Below are 18,216 nucleotides of genomic sequence, written 5' to 3'. Positions count from 1 at the left end.
GGTCATCCTTCGCTATATTCATCCATGTTCCTTCTGTTCGAGTCACCCTTTCCGATGCCTGAAACTGCGCCCCAATCCTCTCGCCTGCGCATGATGCGCGGTCTACGTCGCTGCCTGGCGGGGGGGGTGATGTGCTCGCTGGCAAGTCTCGCGCTCGCTCCCCAGGCGCTGGCCGCCAAGGTCGAGAATCTGCGGCTGTGGACCGCGCCGGACCACACGCGGCTGGTGTTCGATCTCGATAGCGCAGCCAGTGCCAACATCTTCAGCCTCGACAATCCTCGGCGTCTGGTGATCGACCTCGCGGCAAGCGAGGTGGCCAGCAACGCGGTGAAGCGCAAGCTCGATGCGCTGGATCTGGAAGGCAGTGCCATCAAGGCGATCCGTACCGGACGACAGGACGATGCCCTGCGGGTCGTGCTGGATCTGACGCGCCAGGTCAATCCCAAGGACTTCACGCTGGCGCCGAACGACAAGTACGGCAACCGTCTGGTGGTGGATCTCGAGTTCCCGGGCGAGTCCGCGGTCGAGAATCCCATTGACCCGATCGAAGCCCGTATCCGCGAGCAGGAGCAGGCGGCAGCCAAGCGCAAGCTGAAGGGCGAGCCTGCCGCGCCGCTGCCGAGCAGCAAGGCGGCGACGCATCCCAAGCGCGATATCATCATCGCCATTGACCCCGGTCATGGCGGTGAGGACCCGGGCGCCAGCGGCCCGAGCGGTACCAAGGAGAAGGATGTGGTGCTCAAGATCGGCAAGCGCCTCAAGCGCATGTTCGACGAGCAGCCCGGCTTCAAGGCCATCCTGACCCGCAACAGCGATTACTACATCCCGCTGCGCAAGCGTACCGAGATCGCGCGTGAGCAGAAGGCAGACTTCTTCGTCTCGGTGCACGCCGACGCCTTCAACAGTCCGCGGCCGCATGGCAGCTCGGTCTTTGCGCTGTCCAGCCGTGGCGCCACCTCAGAGACCGCCCGCTGGCTGGCGGCCACCGAGAACCGTGCTGACCTGATCGGCGGCGTGGATGGCAACCTCAGCCTGAATGACAAGGATGAGATGCTGCGCGGCGTGCTGCTGGATCTGACCATGACCGCCACGCTCAATGATTCATTGGCGGCAGGCAGCGGCGTGCTGGCCAATCTGGGCCGCATCAACTCGCTGCACAAGCGTCAGGTGGAGCAGGCCGGGTTCGTGGTGCTCAAGTCGCCGGACATCCCGTCTCTGCTGGTGGAAACGGGCTTCATCTCCAATCCCCAGGAAGAGCGCAACCTCAACAGTGGCGCCTATCAGGAAAAGCTGGCGCGCTCGATCTTCTCGGGTATCCAGAGCCACTTCGAGCGCAATCCGCCGCCTGCCAGTCTGCTGGCATGGCGACGCAGCCAGGCACGAGGCGGCAACGGTGGCGAGTATCGCGTCAAGAGTGGCGATACGCTGTCGGAAGTCGCACAGCGTCACAACGTGAGCATGGCCGCGCTGAAGCAGGCCAATGGCATGAGCGGGGACACGGTCCGCGTCGGTCAGGTGCTCAAGATTCCACGCGGCTGAGTGTCAGGCCGCCTGCTCCTTCGATGTGGCGGCAGGCGGGCGTGGCAGCCCGAGCACGCTATCCATCGGGCATGAAGCCCGTCGACTGTCCGCTGACTCGGCTCTTGCGTGCTCGCCGCACGGAGAGGCCGGGTCGGCGGGCAGTGTCGTTTTCAGAGAGACGCCCTCTACGCATGCATAATCAGGAGTTCTTCCATGTCCGTCGAGCCATCTGATACGGATGTCGCTGAAACACGTGAGCGGCGTATCCGCATTCTCAATCCGCGTCTTGCCAACCAGATCGCGGCGGGCGAGGTGGTGGAGCGACCGGCCTCCGTGGTCAAGGAACTGATCGAGAACGCCATCGATGCCGGCAGTACGCGCATCGAACTGGAACTGGAAGGCGGCGGTGCGCGGCTGATTCGCGTGCGTGACAACGGCTGCGGCATCACCGAGGAGGATCTGCCGCTGGCCCTGTCACGTCACGCGACCAGCAAGATCGAGAGCCTTGATGACCTGGAAGGTGTGGCGAGTCTCGGCTTTCGGGGGGAGGCATTGGCCTCGATCAGCTCGGTCTCGCGCCTGGAGCTGTTCTCGAACGTCTCGGATGAGCCCGCCAATGGCTGGCGGGTGGTGGCGGAAGGCCGTGAGATGTCGCCGCGCGTCTCGCCGGCGCCCCATCCGCGTGGCACCAGCGTGGCCGTGCGTGACCTGTTCTTCAATACGCCGGCGCGTCGCAAGTTCATGCGTACCGAGAAGACCGAATTCGGCCATGTCGAGGAAAGCTTCCGGCGTCTCGCGCTGTCGCGTCACGACATCGGCTGGACGTTGCGCCACAACCAGAAGGTGGTACATCAGCTGCGTGCCGGCGAGGACACGCTGACGGTGGAGCGCCGGATCGGCGCACTGCTGGGCCGCAACTTCCTCGAGCATGCGCTGCATCTGGATATCGAGGCCTCCGGCTTGCGTCTCTCCGGCTGGGTCGGCTTGCCGACGCATTCGCGTGCCCAGGCGGACCAGCAGTATTTCTTCGTCAATGGCCGCGTGGTGCGTGACCGTCTGGTCGCGCATGCCGTGCGTCAGGCCTATCGCGACGTGCTGTTCCACGGCCGGCATCCGGTGTTCGTGCTCTATCTGGAGCTGGACCCCACGGTGGTGGATGTCAACGTTCACCCCACCAAGCACGAAGTGCGCTTCCGCGACGGACGCCTGGTGCACGACTTCCTGTTCTCCAGCCTGCACAAGGCACTGGCCGAGGTGCGCCCCGGTGACAACAGCGCCGCGCCCACCGGTATCGAGGGCCAGGAGAAGGAGGAGGATCCCGGCTGGCAGCAGCAGGGCATGCGTCTCGGGCGTCAGGAGCAGGATGCGCAGGAGCATGGTGCGTCAGCGCAGTCATCCCCTGGTGGTGGTGCGTCGGCCGGGAAGGATCAGTCAGCCGCTGCAGGTGAGCCGTCAGGCGCTGCAGCGCCCTGGAAGCCATCGTCACAGCTGCCGCCGGCCGGAGATGGCCGCTCCAGCGAGCGCCTGAGTGCTGAGCGGGTGCGTCAGTTCATGGCCGGCTATCGTGCGTTGCATCCCAGCGAAGACCATCTGCTGACGCCGGGTGGCGGGCCAGCGGGCACAACGCCTGAGCATGGCGCTGCTCGCGACCCTGCCGCCATCGCCAGTGCCGAGCGCGAGGCGCGACGCGCCCCGCGTGTCACCCTGGGCGAAGGGATGCGCCAAGGTGAGGATGACGCACCGGCCGGTATCAGCGAATCTGCCGCCGGTTGGCAGGTCTCGGCACCGTCAGCGGAGCCATCGTCGGGAGTCCCGGCGGAGAATGTGTCCGCTGACGGGCCCACGCCTGTCGCCTCTGACATCGTGATGCGTGGCCTGCCAGCCCAGAGCGCCGAGGATGATACGCCACCGCTGGGCTACGCCATCGCGCAGCTGCACGGGGTCTACATCCTGTCGCAGACCTCGCGTGGACTGGTGATGGTCGACATGCACGCCGCCCATGAGCGCATCACCTACGAGCGCATGAAGCGCCATGTGCATGGCGGCGGTCATCTGGAGGCCCAGCCGCTGCTGGTGCCGGTGTCACTTGCCGTCAGTTCGCGCGAGATGGGTACCTTCGAGCGCGAATCCGAGGCATTCACGCGTCTGGGTGTCGAGCTGGACGCCGCCGGACCGGAAACCCTGCTGGTGCGACAGGTGCCGGTGGTGCTCGGCAATGCCGATGTCGAGCCACTGGTGCGCGGCATGCTGGAGGATCTCGAGCGTTACGGCCGCAGCGATCGTATGGAAGCTCACATGAATGAGCTGCTCGCGGACATGGCCTGTCGGGGCAGCGTGCGGGCCAATCGTCGTCTGACGGTCCCCGAGATGAATGCCCTGCTGCGAGACATGGAGCGCACCGAGCGCTCCGGTCAGTGCAATCATGGCCGTCCTACCTGGACCGAACTTTCCATGAATGAACTCGACAAGCTGTTCCTGCGTGGGCAGTAAGCCTGCCCGGTATCGACAGTGGTTCACCCTTGATTCACCTCCTAGCCCAGACAATAGGTCATGACCCAGACGCAATCCCCCGACATTTCCCCCCGTGCCGCGCATGAGATGGCTGACAAACCGCCTGTCATGCTGTTGATGGGACCGACAGCCTCCGGCAAGACGGACCTGGCCATCCGCTGGCACGAGGAGCAGGGGGCGGAGCTGGTGAGCGTCGATTCCGCGCTGATCTATCGTGGCATGGACATCGGGACCGCCAAGCCCAGCGCCGAAGAGCTGGCGCGGGCGCCGCACCGGTTGATTGACTTCCTGGACCCGCTGGAGAGCTATTCGGCAGCGGAGTTTCGTCGCGATGCACTGGCGCATATCGCCGAGATCCAGTCCCGCGGCAAGATGCCGCTGCTGGTCGGTGGCACCATGATGTACTTCAAGCGGCTGCTGGAAGGTGTGGCGGAGCTGCCGGCGGCGGATCCCGCGCTGCGTGAACAGCTGGAAGCACGCGCCAGAGACGAAGGGCTGCCGGCGCTGCATGCGCAGCTTGCCAGGCTGGATCCGGCGAGCGCCGAGAGGATCCGGCCCTCGGACCCGCAGCGTCTGACACGTGCGCTGGAAGTCTGTCTGTTGAGCGGGCGCTCGATGACGGAGCTGCTCGCGGAGCAGCCGGAAGCCGAGCTTCCGTTCCGGCCGATCCCGATCGCACTGGCGCCCCATGACAGAGCCGTGTTACATGAACGTATCGAGACGCGTTTTGACCAGATGCTGGAACAGGGCCTGATTGGCGAGGTCGAAGCGCTGAAGGCTCGCCCGGAGCTGCACCCCGGGCTGCCCTCGATACGCTGTGTCGGCTATCGTCAGGTGTGGGATTATCTGGAGGGGCATCTGACGCGTGACGAGATGCGTGAGCGTGGCATCATTGCCACCCGCCAGCTCGCCAAGCGTCAATTGACCTGGCTGCGTAGCTGGAAGGGGATTCACCACGTGGATTCCATGGGTGTAAATCCTTACAGTGAAACCTTGAAAATCGTGCGCCAGACCAGCACTTAGCGTAACATGAGCTGTCACGACCCGCGCCCGTGAAGCCCCCCAAAGAGGGCAACCCGGAGCGCTGGCGAACATAACCATACTTGCCTCGAACGAGACATTTTTTACGGAGAGTCACATGTCCAAAGGTCAATCACTCCAGGACCCGTACCTGAACATCCTGCGCAAGGAACGTATTCCGGTCTCGATCTTCCTGGTCAACGGCATCAAGCTGCAGGGCCAGATCGAATCCTTCGATCAATTCGTCATCCTGCTGCGCAATACCGTCTCCCAGATGGTTTACAAGCACGCTATCTCAACCGTGGTGCCCTCGCGCAATGTGCGCCTGCCGGCCCAGGATGCGACCGTGCCCTCCACAGAAAGCTGAAATCCGAGGCGCTGATTGTTCTTCGAACGACCCGAAGCCGGTGAAACGGCCGTCCTGGTCCATGTCAATTTCCGGGACGAAAAAGAACGCGAGGATGCCGGTGAGCTCCTCGAACTCGTACGTTCGGCAGGCGCCGTGCCGGCCACCCTCATCGAGGGTAGCCGGCCCCGCCCTGACTCCCGTACGTTCATCGGAGAAGGCAAGCTTGAGGAAGTGCGTGAGGCCCTGGCCGAGCACCAAGCCGAGCTTGTGATCTTCAACCATTCATTGAGCCCTTCCCAGCAGCGCAACCTTGAAGGTTCGCTCCAGTGTCGCGTGATCGACCGCACCGGTCTGATCCTCGACATCTTTGCCCAGCGCGCGCGTACCCACGAGGGCAAGCTGCAGGTGGAGCTCGCTCAGCTCGAGTACATGTCCACCCGCCTGGTGCGTGGCTGGACCCACCTTGAGCGTCAGAAGGGCGGTATCGGTCTGCGTGGCCCGGGGGAAACCCAGCTCGAGACCGACCGTCGTCTGCTGCGTGCCCGGATCAAGTCGATCCACAAGCGGCTCGAGAAGGTGCACAAGCAGCGCGATCAGAACCGCCGTGCTCGGGCACGTGCCGAGATCCCCAGCCTGTCACTGGTCGGCTATACCAACGCCGGCAAGTCGACGCTGTTCAATGCGCTGACCACCTCTGAGGTCTATGCGGCGGATCAGCTGTTCGCCACGCTCGACCCGACGCTGCGCCGTCTGGAGCTGGAAGACGTGGGCCCTGCGGTGCTTGCGGATACCGTCGGCTTCATTCGGCACCTGCCGCACAAGCTGGTGGAAGCGTTCCAGGCCACCCTGCAGGAAGCCGCCGAGGCGGACCTGCTGGTGCACGTCATCGATGCGGCTGATCCGGAAAATGATCGCAATACCGAGCAGGTCAACGAGGTGCTCAACGAGATTGAGGCCGGTGACGTGCCACGCCTGCTGGTCATGAACAAGGTCGATCGCCTCGACATGGCGCCGCGCATCGAGCGCGACGGCTTCGGACGTCCGCTGGTCGTATGGTTGTCGGCGCGTGACGGCAAGGGGCTGGATCTGCTGATGCAGGCCTTCTCCGAGCTGCTGTCAGACAATGTCATCTCGACCCGTCTGACGCTGGGGCCGGAGAAGTCACGCCTGCGTGCCGGTCTGCATGAGCTGGATGCCGTCAAGAGTGAAGCGTATGACGAGCAGGGCAATGCGTTGATGGACATTCGTCTCGAGAAGCGCGACTTTCTCCAGCTGTTGTCGCATCTTGGGGAATCTCCCGAGGCCTACCTCGGGGGCGAGCATGACGATCGTGAGGCCTGGCAGCGTGAGCTGTCTGCCGAGCGCGCCGAGAAGCATCGCCTCTCGGTGACGCACAAGTCCTGACGCAGTGATTGCGTCATCTGGCATCTGCAGGTACCTGATGCAGATGCCCTTGCACGGATAGTGACGTGCAGCGAGCAACAGGCATTCGACGTGAAGGGATTGTCGGATGCCGCCTGGCAGAGGATGGTTGTCAGGCAGGGCCATGGCCTTCTCCCGCAAGGGGCGCGCCGCCGTGTCATAGCAAAGAACCGGTCATCAATTGCCGGGGACGATTCCCGGCAACGAAAGCCGGCATGGGCGGCGTCATCATAATGACGAGCGGAACATCGACTGAGTGGAGACGACGTATGGCTTGGAATGAGCCGGGTGGCGGCAACCAGCATGACCCCTGGAGTGGCGGTGGCCGCAACGGGGACAAGAAAGGGGGTGGAGGCAACGGCGGTGGCAACGGTGGACCGCCCGACCTCGACGAAGCGCTGAAGAAGTTCCAGGACAAGCTCAACGGCATGCTGGGCAACGGCCGCAAGCGTCGTGGCGGCAGCGGGGGCGGCAACGGCGGCAGTGGTGGCAGCACCAATGCCTTTGCCCTGCCGGGCATCATCGGGGTGGTGCTGGTCGCCATCTGGGCGGCTTCCGGTTTCTATCTGGTCGATCAGTCCGAACGTGGCGTGGTGCTTCGCTTCGGCAAGTACAACGACATCGTCGGCCCGGGTCTGCACTGGAATCCGCCGATCATCGATGACGTGCGCGAGATCAACGTCACCAAGGTGCGCTCGCTCTCCCAGACCAAGTCGATGCTGACGCAGGACGAGAACATCGTCGAAGTGCAGATGTCCGTCCAGTATCAGGTATCCAACCCGCGTGACTTCCTGCTCAACGTGCGTGCTCCCGAGGTCAGCCTCGAGAACGCCATGGATTCTGCATTGCGTCACGAAGTCGGCAGCGCCGACATGAACGACATCCTGACCTCCGGGCGTGAGCTGCTGGCCAGCAACGTCAAGTCGCGTCTGCAGTCCTACCTGGACAACTATGGCGTGGGTCTGACATTGCAGACCATCAACGTCGAGTCCACGTCGGCGCCGGCAGCGGTCCAGGATTCCTTCGATGACGTCATCAAGGCTCGTGAGGATCGTCAGCGCACGATCAACCAGGCATTGGCCTACGAGAACTCGATTCTCCCGGCGGCTCAAGGTCAGGCGCAGCGCATCATCGAGGAAGCCGAAGGGTACAAGGAGTCGGTGGTGGCCAAGTCCCAGGGTGAGGCCAATCGCTTCACTTCCCTGCTGACCGAGTACCAGAAGGCACCGGAGATCATCCGCGAGCGCATGTACCTCGAGACCATGGGGGAAGTGCTCGGCAAGACCAACAAGGTGCTGGTGGATGTCGAGAACGGCAACTCCCTCATGTACCTGCCGTTGGACAAGCTGGCTGGCAAGTCCAATGCCACGTCCGAGGATGCCAGTGGCATGAGTCGCAGTGAGTTGGATCGCGTGTCCCGACAGGCGAGCGACGCTCTCGGCCGCAGCAGCCAGAGCAGCAATGACAGCAGCAACAGCATTCGTCGGGAGGGTCGTCAATGATCAACAATCGCTCACTGATGGCCGTGGCGGGTCTGGCCGTCGTTGCCTGGTTCGCCAGCAACAGCCTCTACACGATCGATGAGACCCAGCGCGCCATCAAGCTCAAGTTTGGTGAGGTGGTGGAAGACAACATCCAGCCGGGCCTGCATTTCAAGTTGCCGGTCTACAACACGATTCGTACCTTCGATACGCGCGTGTTGACACTGGATGCCCAGGCGAGTCGTTATCTGACCCGCGAGAAGAAGGCGGTCATCGTCGACTCCTTCGTCAAGTGGAAGATCATCGACCCGAAGCGCTACTACGAGGCGACGTCCGGTGATGAGCAGATGGCAGAGCGTCTGATCGCGCCGCGTGTCGACGAGAGTCTGCGTAACGAGTTCGGCAAGCTCGAGCTGGTGCAGATCATCTCCGAACAGCGTGATGCGCTGATGAAGAAGCCCACCGAAGAGCTCGACGCGGTGATGCGCAAGGAGCTGGGGGTGTCGATTCTCGATATCCGCGTCAAGCGCATCGACCTGCCGGACGAAGTCTCTCAGGCGGTCTATGAGCGCATGAAGACCGAGCGTCAGCGTGAGGCACGTGAATATCGTGCCCAGGGTCAGGAGCAGGCCGAGAAGATCCAGGCCAATGCGGACCGCCGTCGTTCGGTACTGCTTGCGCAGGCTGAAGAGCAGGCGCAGACCCTGCGTGGTGAGGGGGACGCATCAGCGGCCGCCATCTACGCTGCGGCTTACGGGGCGGATCTGGAGTTCTTCCGCTTCTATCGCTCGCTGCAGGCCTATCGCGACAGCTTCAAGGGTGATGGCAACATGATGGTCATCCAGCCGGATAGCGAATTCTTCCGCTTCTTCAAGGATTCGAAGGGCGGCTCTCAGTAACGGCTGACCGTCCGCATCGTCATCAGGCGAACAGATGACGATGCCGCGGATGAACCCCGCACGAAGTCTCGTGTGGGGTTCATCCCGAAAGGATTCATGCTAGACTCCTGCAACCGGGCACCGCCCGGTTTTTTTGTGGCCGTTTTTCCTCTATCGACGACGTTCCCACGAAGTCCCGATGGGCCCCGGACAGGCGCTGTCAGCGTGGCAGTCCTTGCTCGCGAAGCCGCCTCAAGGCGCGGCTCGAGCCTGTCTCACGCCGTGTTTCAAGGGCGTTGCCGTCGAGTGTCCAGCGTGTTGCGCGGGTGTTTCGTCACTGAGTTGCAGCGGCATGTCCCTGCACTGACGGCACGCGCGATACGCGCCACTCCTTGTCAAAAATTTCTCGCAGGATAGCGCAATGACCATCGCAGATCGCTGGCTCCTCCCGGATGGCATGGATGAGGTACTGCCGCCTCAGGCAACCCGTATGGAGGCGCTGCGCCGCGCGCTGCTCGACCTCTATCATCGCTTCGGCTATGACCTGGTGCTGCCGCCTCCCGTCGAATTCCTTGATTCCCTGCTGACCGGCACCGGTACCGAGCTTGACCTTCAGACCTTCAAGCTGACAGATCAGATGACCGGGCGCATGATGGGAGCCAGTGCCGATGTCACCCCGCAGGTGGCACGCATGGATGCCCACTCCCTGCATCGTGAAGGGCCGGTGCGTCTGTGCTACTGCGCCAACGTGCTGCGTACCAAGGCGGACAAGCATCAGGGCGGACGCAGCCCGGTGCAGGTCGGTGCCGAGCTGTTCGGTCATGCTGGCCTTGAGGCCGACCACGAGATCCTGCACCTGGCACTGACCAGCCTCGAGCAGGCCGGTGCTGGCGAGCTGCACCTGGCGCTGGGGCACATCGGCATCTATCGTGCCTTGATCGCCGAAGCCGGCATGAGCGACGAGCACGAGCGCGAGCTGTTCGCCGCCATCGAACGCAAGCAGTATTCCGCTCTCGATGCATTGATCGATCGCGTGGTGGGTGACAAGGTGGTGGCGGGCATGCTCAAGACCCTGCCGCACCTGCACGGGGATGAAGAGATTCTTGCCCAGGCCCGGACCGCCTTTGCCGGCGCGCCCGCTGCCGTCGCCGGCGCACTGGATCAGCTTGCCGCCCTCAGTCAGGTCGTGCGTGAGCGTCACCCGCAGGTCACGTTGTACTTCGATCTCGCCGAACTGCGCGGTTATGAATATCACACCGGCATGGTGTTCGCGGCCTATGTGCCGGGCTACGGTCAGGCGCTGGCCAAGGGCGGGCGCTACGACGATACTGGGCGTGCCTTCGGACGTGCGCGTCCGGCCACCGGCTTCTCGATGGACCTGAAGCAGCTGGCGTCGCTCGCCGTGCAGCCTCCGGCCTGCGATGGCATCTGGGCACCGGCGCTCAATGACAGCGCGCTGCGAGAGTGTGTCGATCAGCTGCGCGCCGACGGCGAGCGTGTCATCGCCGCGCTGCCGGGCCAGACCACCGGTGCCGATGCGCACCGTTGCAACCGCGAGCTTGTCCAGGTCGATGGCACCTGGCAGGTCGTGATGCTGCAGTCGTGATCCGCTGACGGCCATGCGTGCCAGCCAGCAGAACAGCAGGGGCCACCAGGTCCCGAGGTGCAGCTGCCCTTGAGGTGGCTGCACTTGTGAGTGGGTTTTCACCGACGGTTATTCACCGAAAGAGACTAGGAATCATGGGCAAGAATGTAGTCGTGCTCGGCACCCAATGGGGTGATGAAGGCAAGGGCAAGGTCGTTGACCTGCTGACCGAATCCGCCAGCGCCGTCGTGCGCTTCCAGGGTGGCCACAACGCCGGCCATACACTGGTGCTGGATGGCAAGAAGACCGTTCTTCACCTGATCCCGTCCGGTATCCTGCACCCGGGCAAGACCTGCGTCATCGGCAACGGCGTCGTGCTGTCTCCGGAAGCGCTGATCAAGGAGATCCGTGAGCTGGAAGCCAACGACGTGCCGGTACGTGACCGTCTGCGTCTGTCGCCGGCTTGCCCGCTGATCCTGTCCTATCACGTGCGCCTGGATCAGGCGCGCGAGAAGGCGCGTGGTGTCGCCAAGATCGGCACCACGGGTCGTGGCATCGGGCCGGCCTACGAAGACAAGGTCGCGCGTCGTGGCCTGCGTCTGGGTGACATGCTCCACCGTGAGCGTTTCGCCTCCAAGCTGGGCGAAGTGCTGGACTACCACAACTTCGTGCTGCAGCACTATCACGGTGAAGCGCCGGTCGACTTCCAGCAGGTGCTGGACGAAGCCATGGAAATGGCCGAAGAGCTGCGCCCGATGGTCTGCGACACCGTGGATCTGGTCCACTCCGTGCGCAAGGCCAACGAGAACATCCTCTTCGAGGGTGCTCAGGGCTCACTGCTCGACATCGACCACGGTACCTACCCGTACGTCACCAGCTCCAACACCACTGCCGGCGGCACCGCCACCGGTTCCGGCGTCGGCCCGCTGTATCTCGACTACGTACTGGGCATCACCAAGGCCTACACCACGCGTGTCGGTTCCGGCCCGTTCCCGACCGAGCTGTTCGATGAGTTCGGCCGTCACCTGGCCGAGCGTGGCCACGAATTCGGTGCCACCACCGGTCGTGCGCGGCGTTGTGGCTGGTTCGATGCCGTCGCCCTGCGTCACGCCGTGCAGATCAACTCGGTCAGCGGCATCTGCCTGACCAAGCTGGACGTGCTGGATGGTCTCGAGAACATCCGGGTCTGCATCGGCTATCGCAGCAAGGATGGCGACGTGCTGGACAACCCGGTGGATTCCGAAGGCTATGAAGCCATCGAGCCGCTCTACCAGGACCTGCCGGGCTGGAGCGACTCCACCATCGGCGTGCGTGAAGTCGAGAAGCTGCCGGCCAATGCCCGTGCCTACATCAGCTTCCTGGAAGAGCAGGTCGGCGTGCCGATCGACATCATCTCCACCGGCCCGGATCGCAACGAGACCATCGTGCTGCGCAATCCGTTCCACGACTGATCATGACCACGTCGCTCTCCTGAGCGGCGCGTGATGTCGAGATGATGCAAGACCAAGACACCCCGTCGGGATTTCCCGGCGGGGTGTCTTGCGTTCCAAGGCTGGCAGCAGAAGGGTTTGTACAGGCTCGAGAGTGGCAGGGTGGGGTGGTCAGTAGGAATTTTAAATGGGAATGATTGTTATTTTTGTTGTGATCGGCGGCTATCTTGTCGGCAAACTGGTTGCCCAGGCCGCAATTTGGCGTTTTCGCAGGGTGCTTGGCTTCACATCGTTCTGATACAGGACTAAAATGGTCCCCAATTGATAACCCCGCAGTGGAGGCAAGATGCTGAAGCTTTCCAGAATGACCGATTATGCCGCCGTGGTGATGGCGCGCATCGCTCGCGAGCCGGAGTCGGCCCATGCAGCGATCGATCTCGCGGAAAGCGTTCAGTTGCCGCATCCCACCGTCAGCAAGACCTTGAAGGCGCTGGTACGCGCCGGATTGCTGGAGTCACGTCGTGGGGCGCAGGGGGGCTACCGTCTGGCGCGACCCGCCAGTGACATCACGGCCAGTGACATCATCAGTGCCATCGAAGGTCCAGTGGCCGTCACGGAATGCAGCCACGCCGATGGCGATTGCGAGCTGGTCAACACCTGTGGCGTGGCCGACAACTGGCAGAGAGTCTCGCGCGCCATCGGTGAACTGCTGGGCAGCGTGACGCTGGCACATCTGGCATCCACCGCACCGCTGCGGATGCCGATCCAGTTGCCCATACAGGCCGTCAGTCTCTACAGCGATGAAGAGGCTGACGGGGGAGCCCCCGACAAGGACAGCAGTGCAGGAAGCGTCGTCAACGGCATGTCCGGGCGCTGAATGCTCAGCCCCACGGTAGCGGGACAGGCATCAGAAATATTCGAATATTCGAGCTTCGCCGCAGTTGAGGCGGGGTGATCAGGAATCTGAACAGACCCGGAGCTTCTCCGGGAGAGGAGACCAGCATGGCGAGCCAGGAGATGGAGCAGCTTGTACAGCGAGAGTACAAGCAGGGCTTCGTGACCGACATCGAGAGCGACACCATTCCGCCGGGACTTGATGAGAGCGTGATTCGCTTCATCTCGGCCAAGAAGGGTGAGCCGGAGTGGATGCTGGAGTGGCGTCTGGATGCCTATCATCAGTGGCTGAAGATGAAGGCGCCGTCCTGGGCACACCTGGATTACCCCGAGATCGACTACCAGGCGATTTCCTATTTCAGCGCCCCGAAGAAGCCGGAAGATCGTCCGCAGAGTCTGGATGAGGTGGACCCCAAACTGCTGGAGACCTACGAGAAGCTGGGTATCCCGCTGCACGAGCGCGCCGCGCTGGCTGGCGTGGCGGTGGATGCGGTATTCGACTCCGTATCGGTGACCACCACCTTCAAGAAGGAACTGTCCGAGGCGGGCGTGATCTTCTGCTCCATCTCGGAAGCCATCCAGGACTACCCGGAGCTGATCAAGCAGTATCTGGGGACCGTCGTGCCCAAGGCAGACAACTACTTCACCGCGCTGAACGCGGCCGTCTTCACCGATGGCTCCTTCGTGTTCGTGCCGGAAGGCGTGACCTGCCCGATGGAGCTTTCCACCTACTTCCGCATCAACGCCGCCAACACCGGCCAGTTCGAGCGCACCCTGATCATCTGCGAGAAGCAGGCTCAGGTCTCGTATCTGGAAGGCTGCACCGCACCGCAGCGTGATGAGAACCAGCTGCACGCCGCCGTGGTCGAGCTTGTCGCGCTGGAAGATGCCTACATCAAGTACTCCACCGTCCAGAACTGGTATCCGGGCGATGAAGACGGCAAGGGTGGCATCTACAACTTCGTCACCAAGCGCGCCGATTGCCGCGGTGATCGTTCCAAGGTGTCCTGGACCCAGGTCGAGACCGGCTCCGCGATCACCTGGAAGTACCCGTCATGCATCCTGCGTGGCAAGGACAGTGTCGGGGAGTTCTACTCCGTCGCCGTCACCAATGGTCGCCAGCAGGCGGACACCGGTACCAAGATGATCCACATCGGTGAGGGCACCAAGTCCACCATCGTCTCCAAGGGCATCTCGGCCGGCAACTCCGAGCAGTCCTATCGTGGCCTGGTCAAGATCGGTCCACGGGCCAAGGGCGCGCGCAATTTCACCCAGTGTGACTCGCTGTTGATCGGCGATCGCTGTGGTGCGCACACCTTCCCGTATCAGGAGATCGGCAACGCCACCGCTACCGTCGAGCACGAGGCGACGACGTCCAAGATCGGCGAGGATCAGCTGTTCTACTGCCGTCAGCGCGGCATCAGCGAGGAAGATGCGGTCAACATGATCGTCAACGGTTTCTGCAAGGACGTCTTCCAGGAGCTGCCGATGGAGTTCGCCGTCGAGGCCGAGGCGCTGCTCAACGTCACCCTCGAAGGCGCCGTCGGCTAACGCCACAGCCTGTTTCGCATTCATCCCCATTCTTGAGGGCCGCTTGCGGGCGGCCTGTCAGCCAAAGGTATCATCATGCTCGTAGTCAAAGATCTGCACGTCTCGGTGGAAGGCAAGGAAATCCTCAAGGGGCTCGACCTGACCATCAACAAGGGTGAAGTCCACGCCATCATGGGGCCGAACGGTGCGGGCAAGTCCACGCTGTCTTCCGTGATCGCCGGCAAGGACGGTTATGAAGTGACCTCGGGCACCATCACCTATGAAGGCGAGGACGTGCTGGAGATGGAAGTCGAGGAGCGCGCGCGTGCCGGCCTGCTGCTGGGCTTCCAGTACCCGGTGGAGATCCCGGGGGTCAAGAATGTCTACCTGCTCAAGGCGGCGCTGAACGCCAAGCGTGAAGCCGAAGGCCTGGGCGAGATTCCGGCCCCGGAATTCATGAAGCTGATCCGCGAGAAGCTTGCCTTCATGCAGATGGATGCCAGCTTCCTGCAGCGTGCGGTGAACGAGGGCTTCTCCGGTGGCGAGAAGAAGCGCAACGAGATCCTGCAGATGCTGGTGCTGGAACCGAAGCTCGCCATGCTCGACGAGATCGACTCCGGTCTCGACATCGATGCGTTGAAGATCGTCGCCAAGGGCGTCAATTCCCTGCGCAACGAGAACCGCGCCGTACTGATGGTCACGCACTACCAGCGTCTGCTCGAGCACATCGTGCCGGACCACATCCACGTGCTGATGGATGGCCGCATCGTCAAGTCCGGCGACAAGTCGCTGGCCCTCGAACTCGAAGCCCAGGGCTATGACTGGCTGCAGGAGGAAACCGCGTAATGACAGCACTTGCTACCGCGTCCGTCCCCGGCAGCGAAGCCTTCGCCAGCGAATTCGCCGCGCGCAAGGCTCGCTTCGCGGCTGACCCGAGCTGGATGGCGGCGCGCCGTCAGGCCGGCATTGCCCGCTTTGAAGCGCTGGGTCTGCCGACTCGCAAGGTCGAGGCCTGGAAGTACACCGACACCCAGGCGCTGGGTCGCCAGCAATACCGTCTCGCCGACGATGCCAATCTCTCGGCGGCGGTGAAGGACGAGCTGGCGCTCGCCGTCGATGCTTACCGCCTGGTGTTCGTCGATGGTCTCTACAACGCCGAGCTCTCCGATGTCGCGGGCCTGCCGGACACCGTGCGTGTCGTGCCGCTGTCCCAGGCCATCATCGATCAGCCGGAAGTGATCGGCGGCTCGCTGAATCGCCTGACCGGTATCGACTTCACGCCCTTCGTGGCGCTGAACTCTGCCTTCACCGAAGAGGGTGCGGTGATTCAGGTCGGCCCGCGGACGGTGCTCGACAAGCCGGTCTATGCGCTGTTCCTGTCGCGCGCCGCCGTCGAAGGCGAGCCCGTGACCATGAGCCATCCGCGCCTGCTGGTGCAGCTGGGCAGCCGTGCCGAAGCCAGCGTGATCGAGCATCACATCGGCGAGACCGGCGCGACCAACTTCACCAACATGGTCAGCGAAGTGATGCTGGAGCGCGGCGCCGTGCTCAATCACTACAAGCTGGGTGAGGCCGCCACCGGCGAGACGCATATCGCCTCACTGCAGGTCGAGCAGCCGCGTGACAGCCAGTACCGCTCCATCAACCTGAATACCGGTGGTGGTCTGGTGCGCAATGACATCGTCTGCGATCTCAACGGCAGCAATGCCCATGCGCGCCTCGATGGCCTGTTCTTCGGTCGTGATCGTCAGCACGTGGATACCCACTCGCTGGTCAATCACAACGAGGCTCTGACCTTCTCGGATGAGAACTACAAGGGCATCCTGGCCGACCGCGCACGTGGCGTCTTCAATGGCCGCGTGCTGGTCAAGCGTGACAGTCAGAAGATCGAGGCGCATCAGAACAACGCCAACCTGCTGCTGTCGGACCGCGCCGAGATCAATACCAAGCCGGAACTCGAGATCTATGCCGACGACGTCAAGTGCTCCCACGGCACCACGACCGGCCAGCTCGACGAGACGGCTGTCTTCGCACTGCGTGCGCGTGGCATCGATGAGCAGACGGCACGCGGCCTGCTGACCCTGGCCTTCGCCAATGAGGTCATGTCCGGTCTGGGCATCGACGCCATCGCCGAGCGTATCGAGCGCAGCGTCGCGGGTCGCCTGCCGTCACGCTTCCACCTCGATGAGCTGGTGGATCTGAGTGTCGAGCTGGGCGGCGGGGTCGTGGCGGTGGCGCGTGATGAGGACTTCGCATGAGCGCACTCGACAATCTGATGCTCGATGTCGTGCGGGTCCGCGAGGATTTCCCGATCCTCGAGCGTCGCGTGCATGGTGACGTGCCGCTGATCTATCTCGACAGCGCCGCCACCAGCCAGACGCCGACTGCCGTCATCGACGCGATGAGCGATTATTACCGCAACACCAATGCCAATATCCACCGTGGCCTGCACAGCCTGGCGGACGAGGCGACGGCCGCTTACGAAGGGACGCGCGAGAAGGTACGTGCCTTCATCAATGCGCGCCTGACGCGTGAAGTCATCTTCACGCGCGGCACCACCGAGGCGATCAACCTGGTCGCCAACAGCTGGGGTGCCAACTGGCTGAATGCTGGTGATGAAGTGCTGATCTCGGTAATGGAGCATCACGCCAACATCGTGCCCTGGCAGATGCTGGCGGAACGCCTGGATATCGTCATCAAGGTGATACCGTGCGACGACGATGGCGTGCTCGACATGGCGGCCTACCGTGACCTGCTGGGCGAGAAGACGCGCCTGGTCTGCGTCAATCAGGTCTCCAACGCCCTGGGCAGCATCAACCCGGTGGCCGAGATGGCCAGGCTGGCGCATGCTCACGACGCGTTGATTCTGGTCGATGGTGCCCAGGCGGTGCCGCATCAGCAGGTCGATGTACGCGAGATCGACGCCGACTTCTATGTCTTCTCGGGCCACAAGATGTATGGCCCGACCGGCATCGGCGTGCTCTACGGCAAGGAAGCGCTGCTCGATGCCATGCCACCGTGGCAGGGCGGCGGCGAGATGATCCGCACGGTCTCGTTCGAGAACGGCACCCTGTTCGCGGATCTGCCGCACAAGTTCGAGGCTGGCACGCCGCCCATCGCCGAGGTCATTGGGCTGGGCAAGGCCATCGACTGGCTGGACTGCACCCACATGGCGCTGATCACGCGCTGGGAGCAGCAGCTGATGCGCCATGCCACCGAGCGCATGCGCGAAGTGGACGGGCTGCGCATCATCGGCAACTCGCCCGACAAGGCCGGCGCGATCTCCTTCGTGGTCGACGGTGCCCACGCCCAGGACATCGGTCTGCTGATCGATCAGCTGGGGGTCGCCATCCGGACCGGTCATCACTGCGCTCAGCCGGTGCTGCGACGTTTCGGTGTCGATGCCACCTGTCGCGCCTCCTTCGCGGCCTACAATACGCCGGAGGAGATCGACCTGTTCGTCGAGGCTCTGCAGCGCGTGCTGACCATGGTGCGCTGAGCATCCCCTGCGGTGGCCCTGACGGGCGCTGATCAATGAGGCTCGCGCATGGCGGGCCTCATTGCTATCGGCGCTTGCCAGGGGATGTTGTGACCC

At 63.2% G+C, this 18,216-nt stretch carries 14 protein-coding genes; all 14 read left to right on the top strand.

The annotated features are described in order from the left end of the window. The first annotated feature begins 54 nt into the window (after positions 1–54). The 14 genes from ACZYGA_RS04010 (at position 55) to ACZYGA_RS03945 (ending at position 18,120) form a co-directional block, all read left to right on the top strand. Positions 55–1,539 (top strand): N-acetylmuramoyl-L-alanine amidase, encoded by a 1,485-nt coding sequence (locus ACZYGA_RS04010; protein ID WP_371861104.1) that lies wholly within the window; start codon positions 55–57, stop codon positions 1,537–1,539. Between the two features lie 195 nt (positions 1,540–1,734). Beyond that, a complete protein-coding gene (mutL, locus tag ACZYGA_RS04005; protein WP_479398398.1) occupies positions 1,735–4,011 on the top strand; it encodes a DNA mismatch repair endonuclease MutL in 2,277 nt (758 codons plus the stop codon). A 60-nt stretch (positions 4,012–4,071) separates the two neighbouring features. Further along, a complete protein-coding gene (gene miaA / locus ACZYGA_RS04000) occupies positions 4,072–5,055 on the top strand; it encodes a tRNA (adenosine(37)-N6)-dimethylallyltransferase MiaA (RefSeq protein ID WP_374700393.1) in 984 nt (327 codons plus the stop codon). A 115-nt stretch (positions 5,056–5,170) separates the two neighbouring features. Next, entirely contained in the window at positions 5,171–5,419 is a 249-nt protein-coding gene (gene hfq / locus ACZYGA_RS03995) for an RNA chaperone Hfq (RefSeq protein WP_065392483.1), read from the top strand. A gap of 15 nt (positions 5,420–5,434) precedes the next feature. Continuing rightward, on the top strand, positions 5,435–6,805 hold the full coding sequence (hflX, locus tag ACZYGA_RS03990; RefSeq protein WP_065392482.1) for a ribosome rescue GTPase HflX: 1,371 nt from the start codon (positions 5,435–5,437) through the stop codon (positions 6,803–6,805). Positions 6,806–7,092: 287 nt separating this feature from the next. Next, positions 7,093–8,325: an FtsH protease activity modulator HflK gene (gene hflK / locus ACZYGA_RS03985; RefSeq protein ID WP_077372495.1), complete on the top strand. Its 1,233-nt coding sequence runs from the start codon at positions 7,093–7,095 to the stop codon at positions 8,323–8,325. Further along, on the top strand, positions 8,322–9,203 hold the full coding sequence (hflC, locus tag ACZYGA_RS03980) for a protease modulator HflC (RefSeq protein ID WP_479398396.1): 882 nt from the start codon (positions 8,322–8,324) through the stop codon (positions 9,201–9,203). Before hflK ends, hflC begins: the two co-directional genes overlap by 4 nt. Before the next feature lie 400 nt (positions 9,204–9,603). Beyond that, entirely contained in the window at positions 9,604–10,788 is a 1,185-nt protein-coding gene (locus ACZYGA_RS03975; RefSeq protein WP_479398394.1) for an ATP phosphoribosyltransferase regulatory subunit, read from the top strand. A gap of 134 nt (positions 10,789–10,922) precedes the next feature. Further along, positions 10,923–12,218, top strand: coding sequence for an adenylosuccinate synthase (locus ACZYGA_RS03970; protein WP_077372504.1), 1,296 nt, complete (start codon positions 10,923–10,925; stop codon positions 12,216–12,218). 325 nt (positions 12,219–12,543) lie between these two features. Next, positions 12,544–13,074: an SUF system Fe-S cluster assembly regulator gene (locus ACZYGA_RS03965; protein WP_084209053.1), complete on the top strand. Its 531-nt coding sequence runs from the start codon at positions 12,544–12,546 to the stop codon at positions 13,072–13,074. A gap of 125 nt (positions 13,075–13,199) precedes the next feature. Continuing rightward, positions 13,200–14,642: a Fe-S cluster assembly protein SufB gene (gene sufB, locus ACZYGA_RS03960; RefSeq protein WP_077372510.1), complete on the top strand. Its 1,443-nt coding sequence runs from the start codon at positions 13,200–13,202 to the stop codon at positions 14,640–14,642. 75 nt (positions 14,643–14,717) lie between these two features. Beyond that, positions 14,718–15,467: a Fe-S cluster assembly ATPase SufC gene (gene sufC / locus ACZYGA_RS03955; RefSeq protein ID WP_077372513.1), complete on the top strand. Its 750-nt coding sequence runs from the start codon at positions 14,718–14,720 to the stop codon at positions 15,465–15,467. Beyond that, complete coding sequence (sufD, locus tag ACZYGA_RS03950; RefSeq protein WP_479398391.1) at positions 15,467–16,879, top strand: Fe-S cluster assembly protein SufD; 1,413 nt, start codon at positions 15,467–15,469, stop codon at positions 16,877–16,879. Before sufC ends, sufD begins: the two co-directional genes overlap by 1 nt. Then, entirely contained in the window at positions 16,876–18,120 is a 1,245-nt protein-coding gene (locus ACZYGA_RS03945; RefSeq protein WP_077372519.1) for a cysteine desulfurase, read from the top strand. The genes sufD and ACZYGA_RS03945 overlap by 4 nt, the downstream gene beginning before the upstream one ends. Positions 18,121–18,216: the final 96 nt, after the last annotated feature.

Source organism: Cobetia sp. BL01, assembly GCF_056493605.1.
The sequence above is the reverse complement of the archived record's forward strand: the minus strand, read 5'-3'. Positions and strand labels throughout refer to the sequence as shown.